Raw genomic sequence first — 13,345 nt, forward strand, 5'->3', positions numbered from 1 at the left:
AGTCGAGAGTGGGCGGGGCACGGGGCCCCGCCGGTTACTTGAGGCGGCTAGTGAGGTCGGCGATGGTGTCTTCGGCCTCGGCGACGGCCGCGCGAAGCTCGGCTTCGCGCGCCTTGTACCCGTCGACGACCGCCGCACCGAACTCTTTGGCCTTCGCGTCGACGTCGTCGAAGAACTGGGCGCCCTGCGGCGTGCGCGAGACCTGGTGGGCGGCGACGAAGCCGATGCCGATGCCGGCGATGAGCCAGATGACGTTCTTCATGAGTGCTCCCTCTCGGTGGGGTCGATGTGGTGGCCCGCCCGCGAACGGGCAGAGACCCAGCCTAGCGGCCACGGCTCCGGCAGCGAACGGGGCCAGACAGCGAACGGGGGCCCGACCAGTGGCCGGACCCCCGTTCGACGGAGCGTGTGCGCGTGCGACTAGCGCGCTGCGTAGTACTCGACGACGAGCTGCACTTCGCAGGTCACGGGAACCTCGGCGCGCTTGGGGCGACGCACGAGCCGCGACTGCAGCTTGTCGAGCTCGACCTCGAGGTAGGCCGGAACCTTGGGCAGCACGTCGACGTGACCGCCGGCAGCGGCGACCTGGAACGGCTCGGTGCCCTCGGAGCGCGGCTTCACGTGGATGAGCTGACCCGGCTTGACGCGGAACGACGGGCGGTCGACAAGCTGGCCGTCGACCATGATGTGGCGGTGCACGACCATCTGGCGCGCCTGCGCCGTGGTGCGCGCGAAGCCCGAGCGCAGCACGAGAGCGTCGAGACGCATCTCGAGCAGCTCGACCAGGTTCTCACCGGTCAGGCCGGCCGAGCGACGGGCCTCGTTGAACGCGATCTTGAGCTGGGCCTCGCGGATGCCGTACTGGGCACGAAGGCGTTGCTTCTCGCGCAGACGAACGGCGTAGTCGCTGTCGGCCTTGCGCTTGGTGCGGCCGTGCTCACCGGGAGCGTAGGGGCGCTTCTCGAGGTACTTGGCGGCCTTCGGGGTGAGGGCAATGCCGAGCGCGCGCGAGAGACGGGTTTTGCTGCGAGTACGTGACTTAGTAGACACGGTTTCCTTCCATGGGCGTGGCCGAGAATTTCAGCGGCTCACGGGCGTACACCGCTCCGTCCGGTCCGAACGCACGCCGAGGCGCTTCGGTGGAAGCTTCGAGGGAGGGTGTGCCCATATCTGACGGGCCGGGAAAGCCTACCAGAGCGCGGGACCTGCCAGAGGCCGACGGTCGTCGCTGTCAGTGCGAGCCTCAGTCGGGCGATGCTTCGCCCCGGATGATCGCCCGCAGCTTCGCGAGGCGCGCACTGATCTCGCGCTCATGACCCCGCCCGGTCGGCCGGTAGTACTCAGTACCGACGAGTTCGTCGGGCAGGTGCTGCTGCTGCGCCACACCCACGGGCTCGTCGTGCGGGTAGACATAGCCCTTGCCGTGTCCCAACCGCTTCGCCCCGGCATAGTGCGCATCACGCAGCGGCTTCGGCACGCGGCCGATGCGACCGGCTTTGACATCGGCGATCGCAGCGTCGATGCCGATATACGCGGCATTCGACTTCGGCGCGGTCGCGAGATAGACGACGGCCTCGGCGAGCGGGATGCGCCCTTCGGGCATGCCGATCAGTTGCACTGCCTGCGCTGCGGCCACCGCGATCGGCAGCGCCTGCGGGTCAGCCGTGCCGATGTCTTCTGCCGCGGAGATGATCACGCGGCGCGCGATGAACCGCACGTCCTCCCCCGCCTCGATCATGCGTGCGAGGTAGTGCAGGGCGGCATCGGGATCGCTGCCGCGGATCGACTTGATGAAGGCGCTGATCACGTCGTAGTGCTCGTCGCCTTGCTTGTCGTAGCGCAGCAGGGCTCGATCGACTGCGGCGGCCACGATCTCGGCGGTGATCACGGGATGCTCGCCCTCGGCCGCGGCCGACTGCGCGGCCGCTTCCAGTGCCGTCAGAGCTCGACGCGCGTCTCCTGAGGCCAGTCGCACGATCGCCTCGCGGGCCGCAGTCTCGAGCGTCACGGCTCCGGCCAGGCCACGCGGATCCGCGACGGCTCGGTCGACGAGCGTGCCGAGATCGTCATCGTCGAGCGTCTCGAGGGTGAGCAGCAGGCTTCGGCTCAGCAGCGGCGCAATGACCGAGAACGAAGGATTCTCGGTCGTCGCTGCGATGAGAATGACCCAGCCGTTCTCGACCCCCGGCAAAAGCGCGTCCTGCTGCGCCTTGGTGAAACGGTGGATCTCGTCGAGGAAGAGCACGGTCGACGTGCCGTAGAGATCGCGGTCGGCCAGAGCGCGTTCCATGACCTCGCGCACATCGCGCACGCCTGCGGTCACGGCCGAGAGCTCCACGAAGCGACGGCCACTCGATCGCGCGATCGCCTGAGCGAGCGTGGTCTTGCCCGTGCCCGGCGGGCCCCAGAGGATGACAGAAACCGCACTTGGGACACGAGCGGGATCATCGCTCGCGAGGCTCACGAGCGGAGAGCCGGCCTTGAGCAGATGCCGTTGACCGGCGACCTCGTCGAGGCGCGTGGGCCGCATACGCACCGCCAGCGGAACCGCGGCGGAGCCCAGGCCCGGCTGAGCATCCATGGCCTCAGGCTACTGGCCGCGGCCGACGCAACCGGCCTCGCCCGCACGCGCGCACCTGCTCGACTAGAGTTCACTGCGGCGCACGGCACCCGGAGCGGGCTGCGCCGAACGGAGGAGCAGTGGCTACCGCATCGCCCAAAGACCGCGAGGCGCAGGATCGCCTGCGTCGCTACCAGGCGCGCCAGACCGTGCACGAGACGAAGACGCGCCGCCGCCGGCGCGACAACCTCGTGGCCGTGCTCGCCATCGTCGTCGTCGGTGCGCTCGCCGCGACCGCCCAGATCGTCTACTTCACCGTCGGTCCGGGCACGCCCGAGCCGGTCGCGAGCGCGAGCCCCGAGCCGACCGAGACCCCGCTCGCAGAGGCGCCCGCGGCTGCCCTGAGCGAGTTCCGCACGTGGACGGGCACGATGACGGTGAACGAGAGCATCGCCCTTGACTACGAGCTCGACGGCCTCGCGGCTCCGCAGGCGGTCGCCTCGTTCGTCACCCTCGTTCAGAGCGGCTTCTATGACGGCCTCAACTGCCACCGGCTCACGACCGAGGGCATCTTCGTGCTGCAGTGCGGTGACCCCAACGGTGACGGCACCGGCGGCCCCGACTGGCGCTTCGGACCGATCGAGAACCCGCCGCTCGACGACATCTACGACACCGGCGTCATCGCGATGGCACGCCAGGGCGGCGACGGCTCGAGCATGGGCAGCCAATTCTTCATCGTGTACGACGAGTCGGTGATCCCCTCGGATGCGGCGGGCGGATACACGATCATGGGGCGCATCACGAGCGGTCTGGATTCTCTGATCACCGAGGTGATCTCCGCCGGTGCCGACGGCGGCGCGCCCGACGGTGCGCCCGCCGTCGCGACTACCCTCACGGGCATCACGATCCAATAGCGATCGGTCTCGACCGGGCGACGGGCCCGCTCGGCCCGGCATGGGTGCACTACGCTGAAAAACCGCCCGTCGCTCGTGCGGTCGGGCGCCGTTGAGAGGGATAAAGCAGACGTGTCAGTGAACGAGAGCACCCCCTGGGGCCGCGTCGACGAGACCGGAACCGTGTACGTCACCGACGGCGGAGCCGAGCGGGCAGTCGGTCAGTACCCCGACGGCACCGCCGACGAAGCGCTCGCCTACTTCACCCGCAAGTACACCGAGCTCGAGGGCCAGGTTCGACTGCTCGAGCAGCGTGCGAAAGCCGGTGCGCCCGCACAGGACGTCGCGAAGACCGTCACCGCCTTGACGGCGGCTCTCGTCGAGCCCTCGGCCGTCGGCGACCTCGAGTCGCTGCGCACTCGGGTCAGTGCCCTGACCGAGAAGGTCGAGCAGCTCACCGAAGAGCAGAAGGCCGAGGCGGCAGCAGCCGTTGAGGCCGCCGTCGTGGAGCGCACGGCGATCGTCGAGGCCGCCGAGGCACTCGCCGCGAAAGACCCGCAGTCGGTGCAGTGGAAACAGCTCTCGGCATCGCTCGACGAGCTCTTCACGCGCTGGAAAGACCACCAGCAGAACGGCCCGCGACTGCCGAAGAAACACGGCGACGAGCTCTGGAAGCGATTCCGCGCCGCGCGCACCACAGTCGAATCGAATCGACGTGCGTTTTTCGCGGGTCTCGACTCTGAGCACAAGCAGGCGCGCAGCCGCAAACAAGAACTCGTCGATCGCGCTGCGGCACTCGCACCGCAGGGCACGGCAGGCATACCGGCCTACCGACGCCTGCTCGACGAGTGGAAGCTCGCGGGTCGCGCCGGCAAGAAGGTCGACGACGCGCTGTGGGATCAGTTCAAGGCCGCTGGTGACGTGCTCTACGCCGCAAAGGCGGAGGTCGATGCCCGCGAGAACGAGGAGTTCGCCGCGAATCTGACGGTCAAGCTCGCCCTGCTCGACGAAGCCGCACCACTGATGACGGCCACCGACCGCGTCGCCGCACGTCGCACCCTGACGGCCATTCAGCGAAAGTGGGATGCGGCGGGCAAGGTGCCGCGCGACCAGGTCAAGACGGTTGAAGATCGTCTGCGAGCGATCGAGCTCGCGGTCAAGAAGCTCGAGGAAGAGCACTGGAACCGCTCTGACCCCGAGAAGAAAGCCCGCTCTGAAGGATTGGCCTCGCAGCTCGAGCAGGCAATCGCTGGCTTGGAAGCGGATCTCGCCGAGGCCACGGCCGCGAAAGACGCGAAGCGGGTCGCCGAGGTCACCGAGGCCCTGGAGGCGCGCAAGGCCTGGCTTGCCGCGGTCGACCGCTAGTCTGCTGCTCGTTCTCGTCACCTGCGCTGCCGGAGGTTTTCCACACCGGGCGATCTCCTGAGCCGTCTCATGCGCCGGTAGGGCACACTGCCCGGCGTGACCTCACCCCTGAGACTCCCCCGGCCTCTCGACCAGCGTCTTGCCCCCGCCGAGTTGCAGTCTGCGTTGCTCGACGGAGAACTCGTTCGACTCGGCACGAGCTTCCTCGGTCTCGATGAGCCCGACAGCCCGCGCGAACGGGCTCGCTCGCTGGCACCCGTGCTGGGCGATGTCCGAGCGATCGTGTGCGATCGATCGGCGGCCTGGGTGTGGGGGTGGGTCCCCCCACCCGCGGTCGCGTCGACCTGCGTATCGATCGACGCTCGCGTGGCCTCCCCGGTGCGGCGGCGACTGCGTGCTCGCGAGGCAGTGCTCGACCGCGACGAAGTGGTGTGGCTCGACGACGTGCGGGTCACCGCGCCCGTGCGCACGGTGATCGATCTGGCACGGCACGATGACGATGACGACGACGCCACCGAGGCGATCGAGGCCGCCCTGCGATCGAGCAGCGTGACCGCAGCAGAACTGAACGCCGCCGTGCACCGGCGTCCGGGTATCGCCTACGTGCGACGCGCTCAGCGCCGCATCGACCGGGCGATCAGCCGTTGCTGACCCGGTACACGTCGTAGACCGCGTCGATGCGTCGCACGGCGTTCAGGACCCGGTCGAGATGGGTGGTGTCGCCCATCTCGAAGACGAACCGGCTGATGGCTAAGCGGTCTCGTGAGGTGTTGACGCTCGCCGAGAGAATGTTGACGTGGTGCTCAGAGAGCACGCGCGTGACATCCGAGAGCAGCCCGCTGCGGTCGAGCGCCTCGACCTGAATCTGCACGAGGAAGACGCTCTTGGTCGTCGGCGCCCACTCGACGTCGATCATGCGATCGGGCTCGGTGAGCAGCGACTGCACATTGGTGCAGTCGCCCCGGTGCACGCTGACCCCCTGGCCGCGGGTGACGAAGCCGACAATGCTGTCACCCGGCACGGGGGTGCAGCACTTGGCGAGCTTGACCAAAATGTCGGGCGCCCCGCGCACGAGCACCCCCGAGTCGCTCGAGCGCACCGGCGTTCGCCCGCGGCTCGGAACGCTGAAGGGCTCGTCGTCAGACTCTGCCTCGAGGTGCAGCGTGCCGACGATCTTCTCGATCACCGACTGTGTCGAGACGTGCCCCTCACCGACCGCGGCGTACAGCGCCTCGACCGTCTCGTACCGCAATTGCGACGCCACCTGGCCGACGGAATCTTGCGACATCAGACGCTGCAGCGGCAGGTTCTGCTTGCGCATGGCGCGCGCGATCGCATCCTTGCCCTGCTCGATGGCCTCGTCGCGGCGCTCCTTCGTGAACCACTGCCTGATCTTCGACCGTGCCCGGGTGCTCGTGACGAAGTTCAGCCAGTCCTGGCTCGGGCCGGCATCCGGGTTCTTCGAGGTAAAGACCTCGACCGAGTCGCCGCTCGTGAGCGTCGTCTCGAGCGGCACGAGGCGCCCGTTGACCTTGGCCCCCATCGTGCGGTGGCCGACCTCGGTGTGCACGGCATAGGCGAAGTCGACCGGGGTCGCACCGCCCGGCAGCCCGATGACCTTGCCCTGTGGGGTGAAGACGTAGACCTCTTTCGCGCCGATCTCGTAGCGCAGGTTGTCGAGGAACTCGGTCGGGTCGCTCGTCTCAGCCTGCCAGTCGGAGATGTGGGCCAGCCACGCCATGTCGGCATCCGAGCGCTCGACTCCCGCGTCGCCGCGAGCAGCGCCCGCCATACGCTCTTTGTACTTCCAGTGCGCCGCCACACCGAACTCCGCCCGTTGATGCATCTCGTGGGTGCGGATCTGCAGTTCGACGGGCCGGCCGCCCGGGCCGAACACCGTCGTGTGCAGCGACTGATAGAGGTTGAACTTCGGCGTGGCGATGTAGTCCTTGAACCGGCCGGGCATCGGGTTCCAGCGGGCATGCACCGCACCGAGCACCGCGTAGCAGTCGCGAATTGAGTTGACGAGAATTCGCACGCCCGTGAGGTCGTAGATCTCGTCGAAGTCGCGGCCGCGATGCACCATCTTCTGGTAGATCGAGTAGTACTGCTTCGGCCTGCCCTTCACCTCGCCCTTGATCTTCGCCTGCCGCAGGTCGTCTTTCACGGCGTCGATGACCTGCTGCACGAAGGCCTCGCGCTCGGGCGTGCGGCCCTTCACGAGACTCTCGATCTCGACGTAGATCTTCGGGTGCAGCACCGCGAACGACAGGTCTTCCAGCTCCCATTTGATGGTCTGGATGCCCAGCCGATGCGCGAGCGGAGCGTAGATGTCGAGCGTCTCCTGGGCCTTGCGCTGCGCCGACTCAGCCGGCACGAAGCCCCAGGTTCGCGCATTGTGCAGGCGGTCGGCGAGCTTCACGATGAGCACGCGAATGTCTTTAGACATCGCGACGATCATCTTGCGCACGGTCTCTGACTGCGCGCTGTCGCCGTACTTCAGCTTGTCGAGCTTCGTCACACCGTCGACGAGCATCGCGATCTCGTCACCGAAGTCGGCCCGCAGCTCGTCGAGGCTGTACCCGGTGTCTTCGACGGTGTCGTGCAGCAGCGCCGCCGCAATGGTCTTCGCCCCGATGCCTAGATCGGCGAGAATCTGGGCCACCGCAAGCGGGTGAGTGATGTACGGCTCGCCACTCTTGCGCGTCTGGCCCTCGTGCGCCCGCTCGGCGACCTTGTAGGCCCGCTCGATCAGAGCGAGATCGGCTTTCGGATGCTGCGCGCGCACGGTGCGCATCAGGCTCTCGAGCGCGCCGGCCGGTTGCGCTCGCGAGAAGATGCGAGGCAGGAGCGCGCGCAGTGGAGGAGTCGACTGCTGGGTCGTATCCGTCATGCGCGCGTCCTCTCCCGCTAGATTCTAAGACGCGTCAGGTGAGACTCAGCGCACAGCGCCCGACTCGGTGCGCACGACGCGCGGCCGGGTTCCCTGCTTCTTGACCTCGGGCTCGTTCTCGCGCAGGTGCACGTAGAGCGGAGCAGCCAAGAAGATCGACGAATACGTGCCGACGATCGTGCCGATGAAGAGGGCGAGGGCGATGTCGCGCAGTGTTCCGGCGCCCAGCAACAGCGAACCGATGAACAAGATCGCGGCCGTCGGCAGCACGGCCACGATCGATGTGTTGATCGATCGCACGAGGGTCTGGTTGACCGCGAGATTCACCGACTGCGCGAACGTGCGCCGCGACTCTGCACCGTCTTCACTCGTGTTCTCACGCACCTTGTCGAAGACGACGACCGTGTCGTAGAGCGAGTAGCCGAGAATCGTCAAGAAGCCGATGACCGCGGCCGGAGTGATCTCGAGCCCGAGCACGCCGTAGACACCCGTCGTCACGATGAGGTCGTGGAAGAGAGCCACGATTGCTGCCGCGGCCATCTTCCAGGTTCGGAAGTACACCGCCATGACGAGGCTCGCGAGCACGAGGAACACCACGAGCGCGAGTATCGCCTGCCGAGTGATGTCGGCGCCCCAGGTGGCGCCAATAAACGACGAGCTGACTTCTGATTCACTGACTCCGTAGGCCTCCGCCAGGGCGGCACGCACCTCGTCAGTCTCAGCGGGCGTCAACTGCTCGGTCTGCACGCGCACCGAGTCTCCACCAACAATTGACACGCGCGGATTCGACCCCGCGACGACGGTGTTGACGGCATCGACAGCGATCGCCGTCGCCGCTGCGGAGCCCTGCTCGACCGCGGTCGTTCCCTGCACGCGGAACTCCGAGCCGCCGCGGAACTCGATACCGAAGACGAAGCCGCCGCGCAGCGCCGTGAGGCCGATCGCCAGGATGACAAAGAGTGCAGCAATGGCGTACCAGATGCGTCGCTTGCCGACGAAGTCGAACGAGCGGGCCCCCGTGTAGAGGTCATTGCCGAACTGCGTGAGCCTGCTCATCGTTCATCCTTCCTCTCGCCGTTCGCTTCGGCGGCTTTGCGCTCGGCGATCGTCTGGCGACGCTGGGCCTCTCGACTGCTGCTCGCGACCTTGACGCTCGACACGCCAGCCGGAGCCCGGAACTGCGCGCGACCGCGGTACACCGCACCGAGCGCTTTCGGGTCGAGCCCGCTGAGCGGATGCCCGCCGCCGAAGAACGAGGTGCGGCCGAGCAGCACCATCAGCGGATGCGTGAACATGATGACGATGATGAGGTCGACCACGGTCGTGATGCCGAGTGTGAACGCGAATCCGCGCACGTTGCCCACAGCCAGCACGAAGAGCACGACGGCGGCGATGAAGTTGATGACGTCGGAGATCAGGATGGTGCGAAAGGCACGCTTCCAGCCCGCCATCACAGCACCGTCGACGCTGCGGCCGTCGCGCAGCTCGTCACGAATGCGTTCGAAATAGACGATGAACGAGTCGGCGATCACGCCGATCGAGATCACCAGGCCTGCGACACCGGCAAGCGACAGTCGGTAGCCCTGCTGATTCGAGAGGTAGGTGATGATCAAGTACGTCACGATCGCCGCCACGACGAGCGACGCCACGACCACGCCGCCCAAGGCGCGGTACTGGAAGAACCCGTACAGCGCCACAAGAATCAGGCCGATGATGCCGGCGATAATGCCGCTCTGCAGCTGAGAGACACCGAGCGTGGCACTGATGTTCTCGCTCGACTGCACCTCGAAGCCGATCGGCAGGGCGCCGAACTTCAACTGATCGGCGAGCACCTGGGCGCTCTCCTCCGTGAAGTTGCCGCTGATCTGCGGGCGCCCGTCGGTGATCGCACTGATCGTGCGCGGCGCACTGATCACCCGACCGTCGAGCACGATCGCGAACTGATTCTGCACGCCGACGCGCGAGACGAGACGCTCGGTGACGGTACGGAATTGCTGGGTTCCGTCGGCATCGAACTCGATGAAGACGCCCCACTCGTTGGTGGTGACGCCCGTCGACGAGGCGATGAGACCCGAGCGAGCATCCGCGATGCGCTCACCTGCGACCTCGACCGGGCCGAGAATGTACTTGATGCTCGAATCCTGCTCGCACGTCACGAGCGGCTCGTCGACGGGCGCGACGTTGGCCCCGACGACGTCGAGCGAGGCGCAGTCGAAGCTGTCGAACAGCTCTTGACGCTCGGGAGTGATCCAGGCGAGGTCGCTCGCGTCGGTCGGCGAGGCGCTCGGAGTCGGCTCAGCGCTGGGTTCATCGCTGGGCACCGCAGACGGGTCGTCGGTCGAGGCCCCGTCGGTCGCCTCGGGATCGGACTCAGCCTCGGGGTCGGTCGCGCCTTCGTCGCCGATCACGCTGTTCGAGGCGAGGTCGGCAATGAGTACGGCGCGGAACTCGAGCTTCGCCGAGCTCTGAATGCGCTCGAGCGTCTCGTCGTCGGGCTCGCCAGGAATCGAGACGACGATGTTCTGGCCGCCCTGGGTGTTGATCTCGGCCTCGCTCACGCCGCCGGCGTCGACGCGCTGACGGATGATCGCGACGGCCTGGTCGAGCTGCTCTTGCGTGACCTCTTCACCGCTCGCGATCTGAGGGCTCAAGATGATCTGCGTGCCGCCCTCGAGGTCAAGTGCGAGCTTCGGAGTCCACTGGCCGTTGTTGAACAGCACGCTGGCGCCGTTGGCAGCGATCAAGGCGATGATGATGACGAGAAGCCAGACAAGCGATCGAATGGCTTTGCGCTCTGCGGTGCTTCTGGCCACCTCAGGTACTCATTTCTTCACGGGGGTGTCGGGGCACGTTGGTGAACGGCGCGCCCCGCGCGGAACAGCGGTCAGCTACTAGTCGTCAGTTGCTAGTCGTCAGTGCTCGACGCGCGCTTGGGCTTCTTCGGCGGCGCGTCGAGGCTGGATTCATTGAGAACGGGGCCCGATGCGTCTTCGACGTCATCGGCGACCTCGTCGATCACCGGCTCGTCTTCGACGACGCGCGCGAGGGTCTGGCGGTGCACGCGCACCGTGCTGCCGGGGCTCGTCTCGATCGTGGCGACGTTGGTGTCGTCGTCGACGGCGACGAGCGTGCCGAAGAGGCCGAAGTTGGTCATAACCTCCGCGCCGGGCACCATCTTCTCTTGCAGCATCTCGAGCTCGGCCTTGCGCTTGCGAGAGTTGCGGAACATGAAGAAGATGAGCAGGGCGAGGATGCCCAGCATGACGATCGTCAACGGATCCATGAGGGAGAAGCCTTTCGGGGAGTTCGACGGCGTGGCACTCGTGCGGGTGCCGGTCGGCGAGCAGGATGCTCAGCCGAGGCCCGCCGACAACTATAGGTCATTGGCCGAGGCAGTCCGTGGCGGGTGCCCGAGGTGGGCCCATGCTCGTGAGGTCGCCACCCGACCGCGGGGAGTGCGCGACAGCAGCCCTGTGCGCACCAGGAACGGCTCGACGACCGCTTCGATCGTCTCGGCCTCCTCCCCCACTGACACGGCGAGGGTCGAGAGGCCGACGGGCCCGCCCTCGAAGCGCTCGACGATCGCGGCGAGCACAGCACGGTCGAGGCGGTCGAGCCCCTGCTCGTCGACGTCGTAGAGCTCGAGCGCGGCGCGCACCGCCGTGCGATCGGCCGCGCCCCCGTGAACGAGCGCGTAGTCGCGCACACGCCGCAGCAGGCGGTTCGCGATGCGAGGCGTGCCGCGTGATCGGCGGGATATCTCGGCCAGCGCGTCGTCGTCGATCGCCAGGCTCAGTAAGCGCGCAGCGCGCACGAGCACCTGATGCAGCTCTTCGGGTTCGTAGAACTCGAGGTGCGCCGTGAAGCCGAACCGGTCGCGCAGCGGATTAGGCAGCAGTCCTGATCGTGTGGTCGCGCCGACCAGGGTGAACGGCGCCAGCTCGAGTGGAATACTCGTGGCGCCGGCGCCCTTGCCGACCATGATGTCGACCCTGAAGTCTTCCATCGCGAGATAGAGCATCTCTTCGGCCGAACGGGCCATGCGGTGGATCTCATCGATGAAGAGCACTTCGCCTGGCACGAGCGACGAGAGCACTGCAGCCAGGTCTCCGGCGTGCTGAATGGCCGGGCCGCTGGTCATGCGCAGTGGTCGCTGACCCTCGTAGGCCACGATCATCGCCAGAGTCGTCTTGCCGAGGCCGGGAGGGCCCGCGAGCAGAATGTGGTCGGGGGTGCGGTTCTGCAAGCCCGCCGCCTCGAGTAGCAACTGCAGCTGACGACGCACCTTGTGCTGACCGACAAACTCGTCAAGACTCTGCGGCCGCAACGCACCCTCGAACGCCAACTCGGCGTCGGATTCGGGTGTCGGACGCAGAACGTCGCTCACGAGCGCATCCCGTCGTTCATGACCGGCCGCCGACGTCATCGCCGCGCCCGCGCGTCGGACCGAGGATGCTCAGCGCACGCCTCAGCAGCACCGGCAGCCCGGTCTGCGCGGCCTCGGAGTCGGCCTCGACGACCTGGGTCGCCGCGTCGAGTGCGGTGCGCTCGGGCCAGCCGAGGCCGGTGAGTGCCGCGACGAGTGACATGGTCACCGCTGCTGGCGGAGACGACTCTTCTGCCGATGCGGCTTCTCCGGCAGGCGCTGCGAGCTTGCCGGCGAGCGTCACCACAATGAGCTTCGCGGTCTTGGGCCCGATGCCGCTCACCGCGCGAAACGGCGCATCGTCGTCGGCCGCGATCGCCCGAGCGATCTGGTCGGGTGTCATCTCGCCGAGCACGCCGAGCGCCGACTTCGGCCCGACCCCCGAGACCGTGCGCAACAGCTCGAACAGCCCCAGCTCGACCTCGTCAGCGAACCCGAACAGGCTCATATCGTCTTCGCGAACCACCAGCGCCGTGTGCAGACGCACGGTGTCACCGGTGCGCAACTCTCGCCCGTGCCGCTCGGTCACCGCCACGGCATAGCCGACCCCCGCGACATCGATCACCACACGTGAGCCCGCACGGGCGATGAGGGTTCCCCGCAGGCTGGCGATCACCCGTCGAGCCTACGGGCGCGGGTCGCCTTCTCCGCCGTTCGCCACGCCTGCTGGGCCGGTGTCAGACCCGGGGAACTCGGGGCCGACTCCCCCGCTGCTCGCGCCGCCGGACTCGATGACCCGCGCCACCCATGGCAAATGGCGAGCGCGAGAGCATCGGCGGCGTCGGCGGGCTTCGGCGGAGCATCCAGACGCAGAATGCGCTGCACCATCGCGGTGACCTGCTTCTTGTCGGCGCCGCCGTGACCCGTCACGGCCGCCTTAACCTCGGTCGGCGTGTGCAGAGTGACCGCAAGACCGCGCGCGGCCGCAGCGTGCAGCACCACTCCACTCGCCTGTGCCGTGCCCATGACCGTGCGCACATTGTGCTGCGCGAAAACCCTCTCCAGCGCGACGGCGTCGGGCCGATGCTCGTCGAGAAGCAGCGCGAGTTGAGAGCCGATCGCGAGCAGCCGCTGCTCGAGTGCGAGGTCGGGGGCGGTCTGAATCACGGTGACGGCGACGAGCGTCGCACGCCGGTTGGGCTCGATGTCGACGATGCCGACCCCGCAGCGGGTCAGGCCGGGGTCAACGCCGAGCACCCGCAGCACGG

General features: G+C 67.5%; 13 protein-coding genes. 3 read left to right on the top strand and 10 right to left on the bottom strand.

Annotation, left to right across the window (positions count from 1 at the left end; translation table 11 throughout):
* Positions 1-34: 34 nt before the first annotated feature.
* The 3 genes from KL788_RS02635 to KL788_RS02645 form a co-directional block, all read right to left on the bottom strand.
* Entirely contained in the window at positions 35-262 is a 228-nt protein-coding gene (locus tag KL788_RS02635; protein WP_293168241.1) for a hypothetical protein, read from the bottom strand.
* A 158-nt stretch (positions 263-420) separates the two neighbouring features.
* The gene (gene rpsD, locus KL788_RS02640) at positions 421-1,050 is read right to left on the bottom strand and encodes a 30S ribosomal protein S4 (protein WP_255159518.1); all 630 of its coding nucleotides are present in this window, start codon (positions 1,048-1,050) and stop codon (positions 421-423) included.
* A gap of 193 nt (positions 1,051-1,243) precedes the next feature.
* A complete protein-coding gene (locus KL788_RS02645; protein ID WP_293168246.1) occupies positions 1,244-2,581 on the bottom strand; it encodes a replication-associated recombination protein A in 1,338 nt (445 codons plus the stop codon).
* A 119-nt stretch (positions 2,582-2,700) separates the two neighbouring features.
* Here KL788_RS02645 and KL788_RS02650 point away from each other — a divergent pair, with 119 nt between their 5' ends.
* The 3 genes from KL788_RS02650 to KL788_RS02660 all read left to right on the top strand — a co-directional run bounded on the left by KL788_RS02650 (position 2,701) and on the right by KL788_RS02660 (position 5,469).
* Positions 2,701-3,474 (top strand): peptidylprolyl isomerase, encoded by a 774-nt coding sequence (locus tag KL788_RS02650; RefSeq protein WP_293168248.1) that lies wholly within the window; start codon positions 2,701-2,703, stop codon positions 3,472-3,474.
* Between the two features lie 111 nt (positions 3,475-3,585).
* Positions 3,586-4,818 carry a DUF349 domain-containing protein gene (locus KL788_RS02655; protein ID WP_293168250.1) on the top strand — a complete coding sequence of 411 codons (1,233 nt, stop codon included), beginning with the start codon at positions 3,586-3,588 and terminating at the stop codon, positions 4,816-4,818.
* A gap of 96 nt (positions 4,819-4,914) precedes the next feature.
* Positions 4,915-5,469 (top strand): hypothetical protein, encoded by a 555-nt coding sequence (locus KL788_RS02660; RefSeq protein ID WP_293168252.1) that lies wholly within the window; start codon positions 4,915-4,917, stop codon positions 5,467-5,469.
* On the opposite strand, the gene KL788_RS02665 is transcribed toward KL788_RS02660, so the two are convergent.
* The 7 genes from KL788_RS02665 to ruvC form a co-directional block, all read right to left on the bottom strand.
* Positions 5,456-7,711 (bottom strand): RelA/SpoT family protein, encoded by a 2,256-nt coding sequence (locus tag KL788_RS02665; protein ID WP_293168254.1) that lies wholly within the window; start codon positions 7,709-7,711, stop codon positions 5,456-5,458. The genes KL788_RS02660 and KL788_RS02665 overlap by 14 nt on opposite strands.
* Before the next feature lie 45 nt (positions 7,712-7,756).
* Complete coding sequence (gene secF, locus KL788_RS02670; protein ID WP_293168256.1) at positions 7,757-8,767, bottom strand: protein translocase subunit SecF; 1,011 nt, start codon at positions 8,765-8,767, stop codon at positions 7,757-7,759.
* Positions 8,764-10,524, bottom strand: coding sequence for a protein translocase subunit SecD (gene secD / locus KL788_RS02675; RefSeq protein WP_293168258.1), 1,761 nt, complete (start codon positions 10,522-10,524; stop codon positions 8,764-8,766). The genes secF and secD overlap by 4 nt, the downstream gene beginning before the upstream one ends.
* 92 nt (positions 10,525-10,616) lie before the next feature.
* Positions 10,617-10,994: a preprotein translocase subunit YajC gene (locus KL788_RS02680; RefSeq protein WP_293168260.1), complete on the bottom strand. Its 378-nt coding sequence runs from the start codon at positions 10,992-10,994 to the stop codon at positions 10,617-10,619.
* Between the two features lie 90 nt (positions 10,995-11,084).
* Positions 11,085-12,137 carry a Holliday junction branch migration DNA helicase RuvB gene (gene ruvB, locus KL788_RS02685; protein ID WP_428846106.1) on the bottom strand — a complete coding sequence of 351 codons (1,053 nt, stop codon included), beginning with the start codon at positions 12,135-12,137 and terminating at the stop codon, positions 11,085-11,087.
* On the bottom strand, positions 12,115-12,753 hold the full coding sequence (gene ruvA / locus KL788_RS02690; RefSeq protein ID WP_293168262.1) for a Holliday junction branch migration protein RuvA: 639 nt from the start codon (positions 12,751-12,753) through the stop codon (positions 12,115-12,117). Before ruvA ends, ruvB begins: the two co-directional genes overlap by 23 nt.
* Entirely contained in the window at positions 12,750-13,343 is a 594-nt protein-coding gene (gene ruvC, locus KL788_RS02695) for a crossover junction endodeoxyribonuclease RuvC (protein WP_293168264.1), read from the bottom strand. Before ruvC ends, ruvA begins: the two co-directional genes overlap by 4 nt.
* Between the last annotated feature and the right edge of the window lie 2 nt (positions 13,344-13,345).

Source organism: Microcella sp., from assembly GCF_019739195.1.
Classification (GTDB): Bacteria; Actinomycetota; Actinomycetes; order Actinomycetales; family Microbacteriaceae; genus Microcella.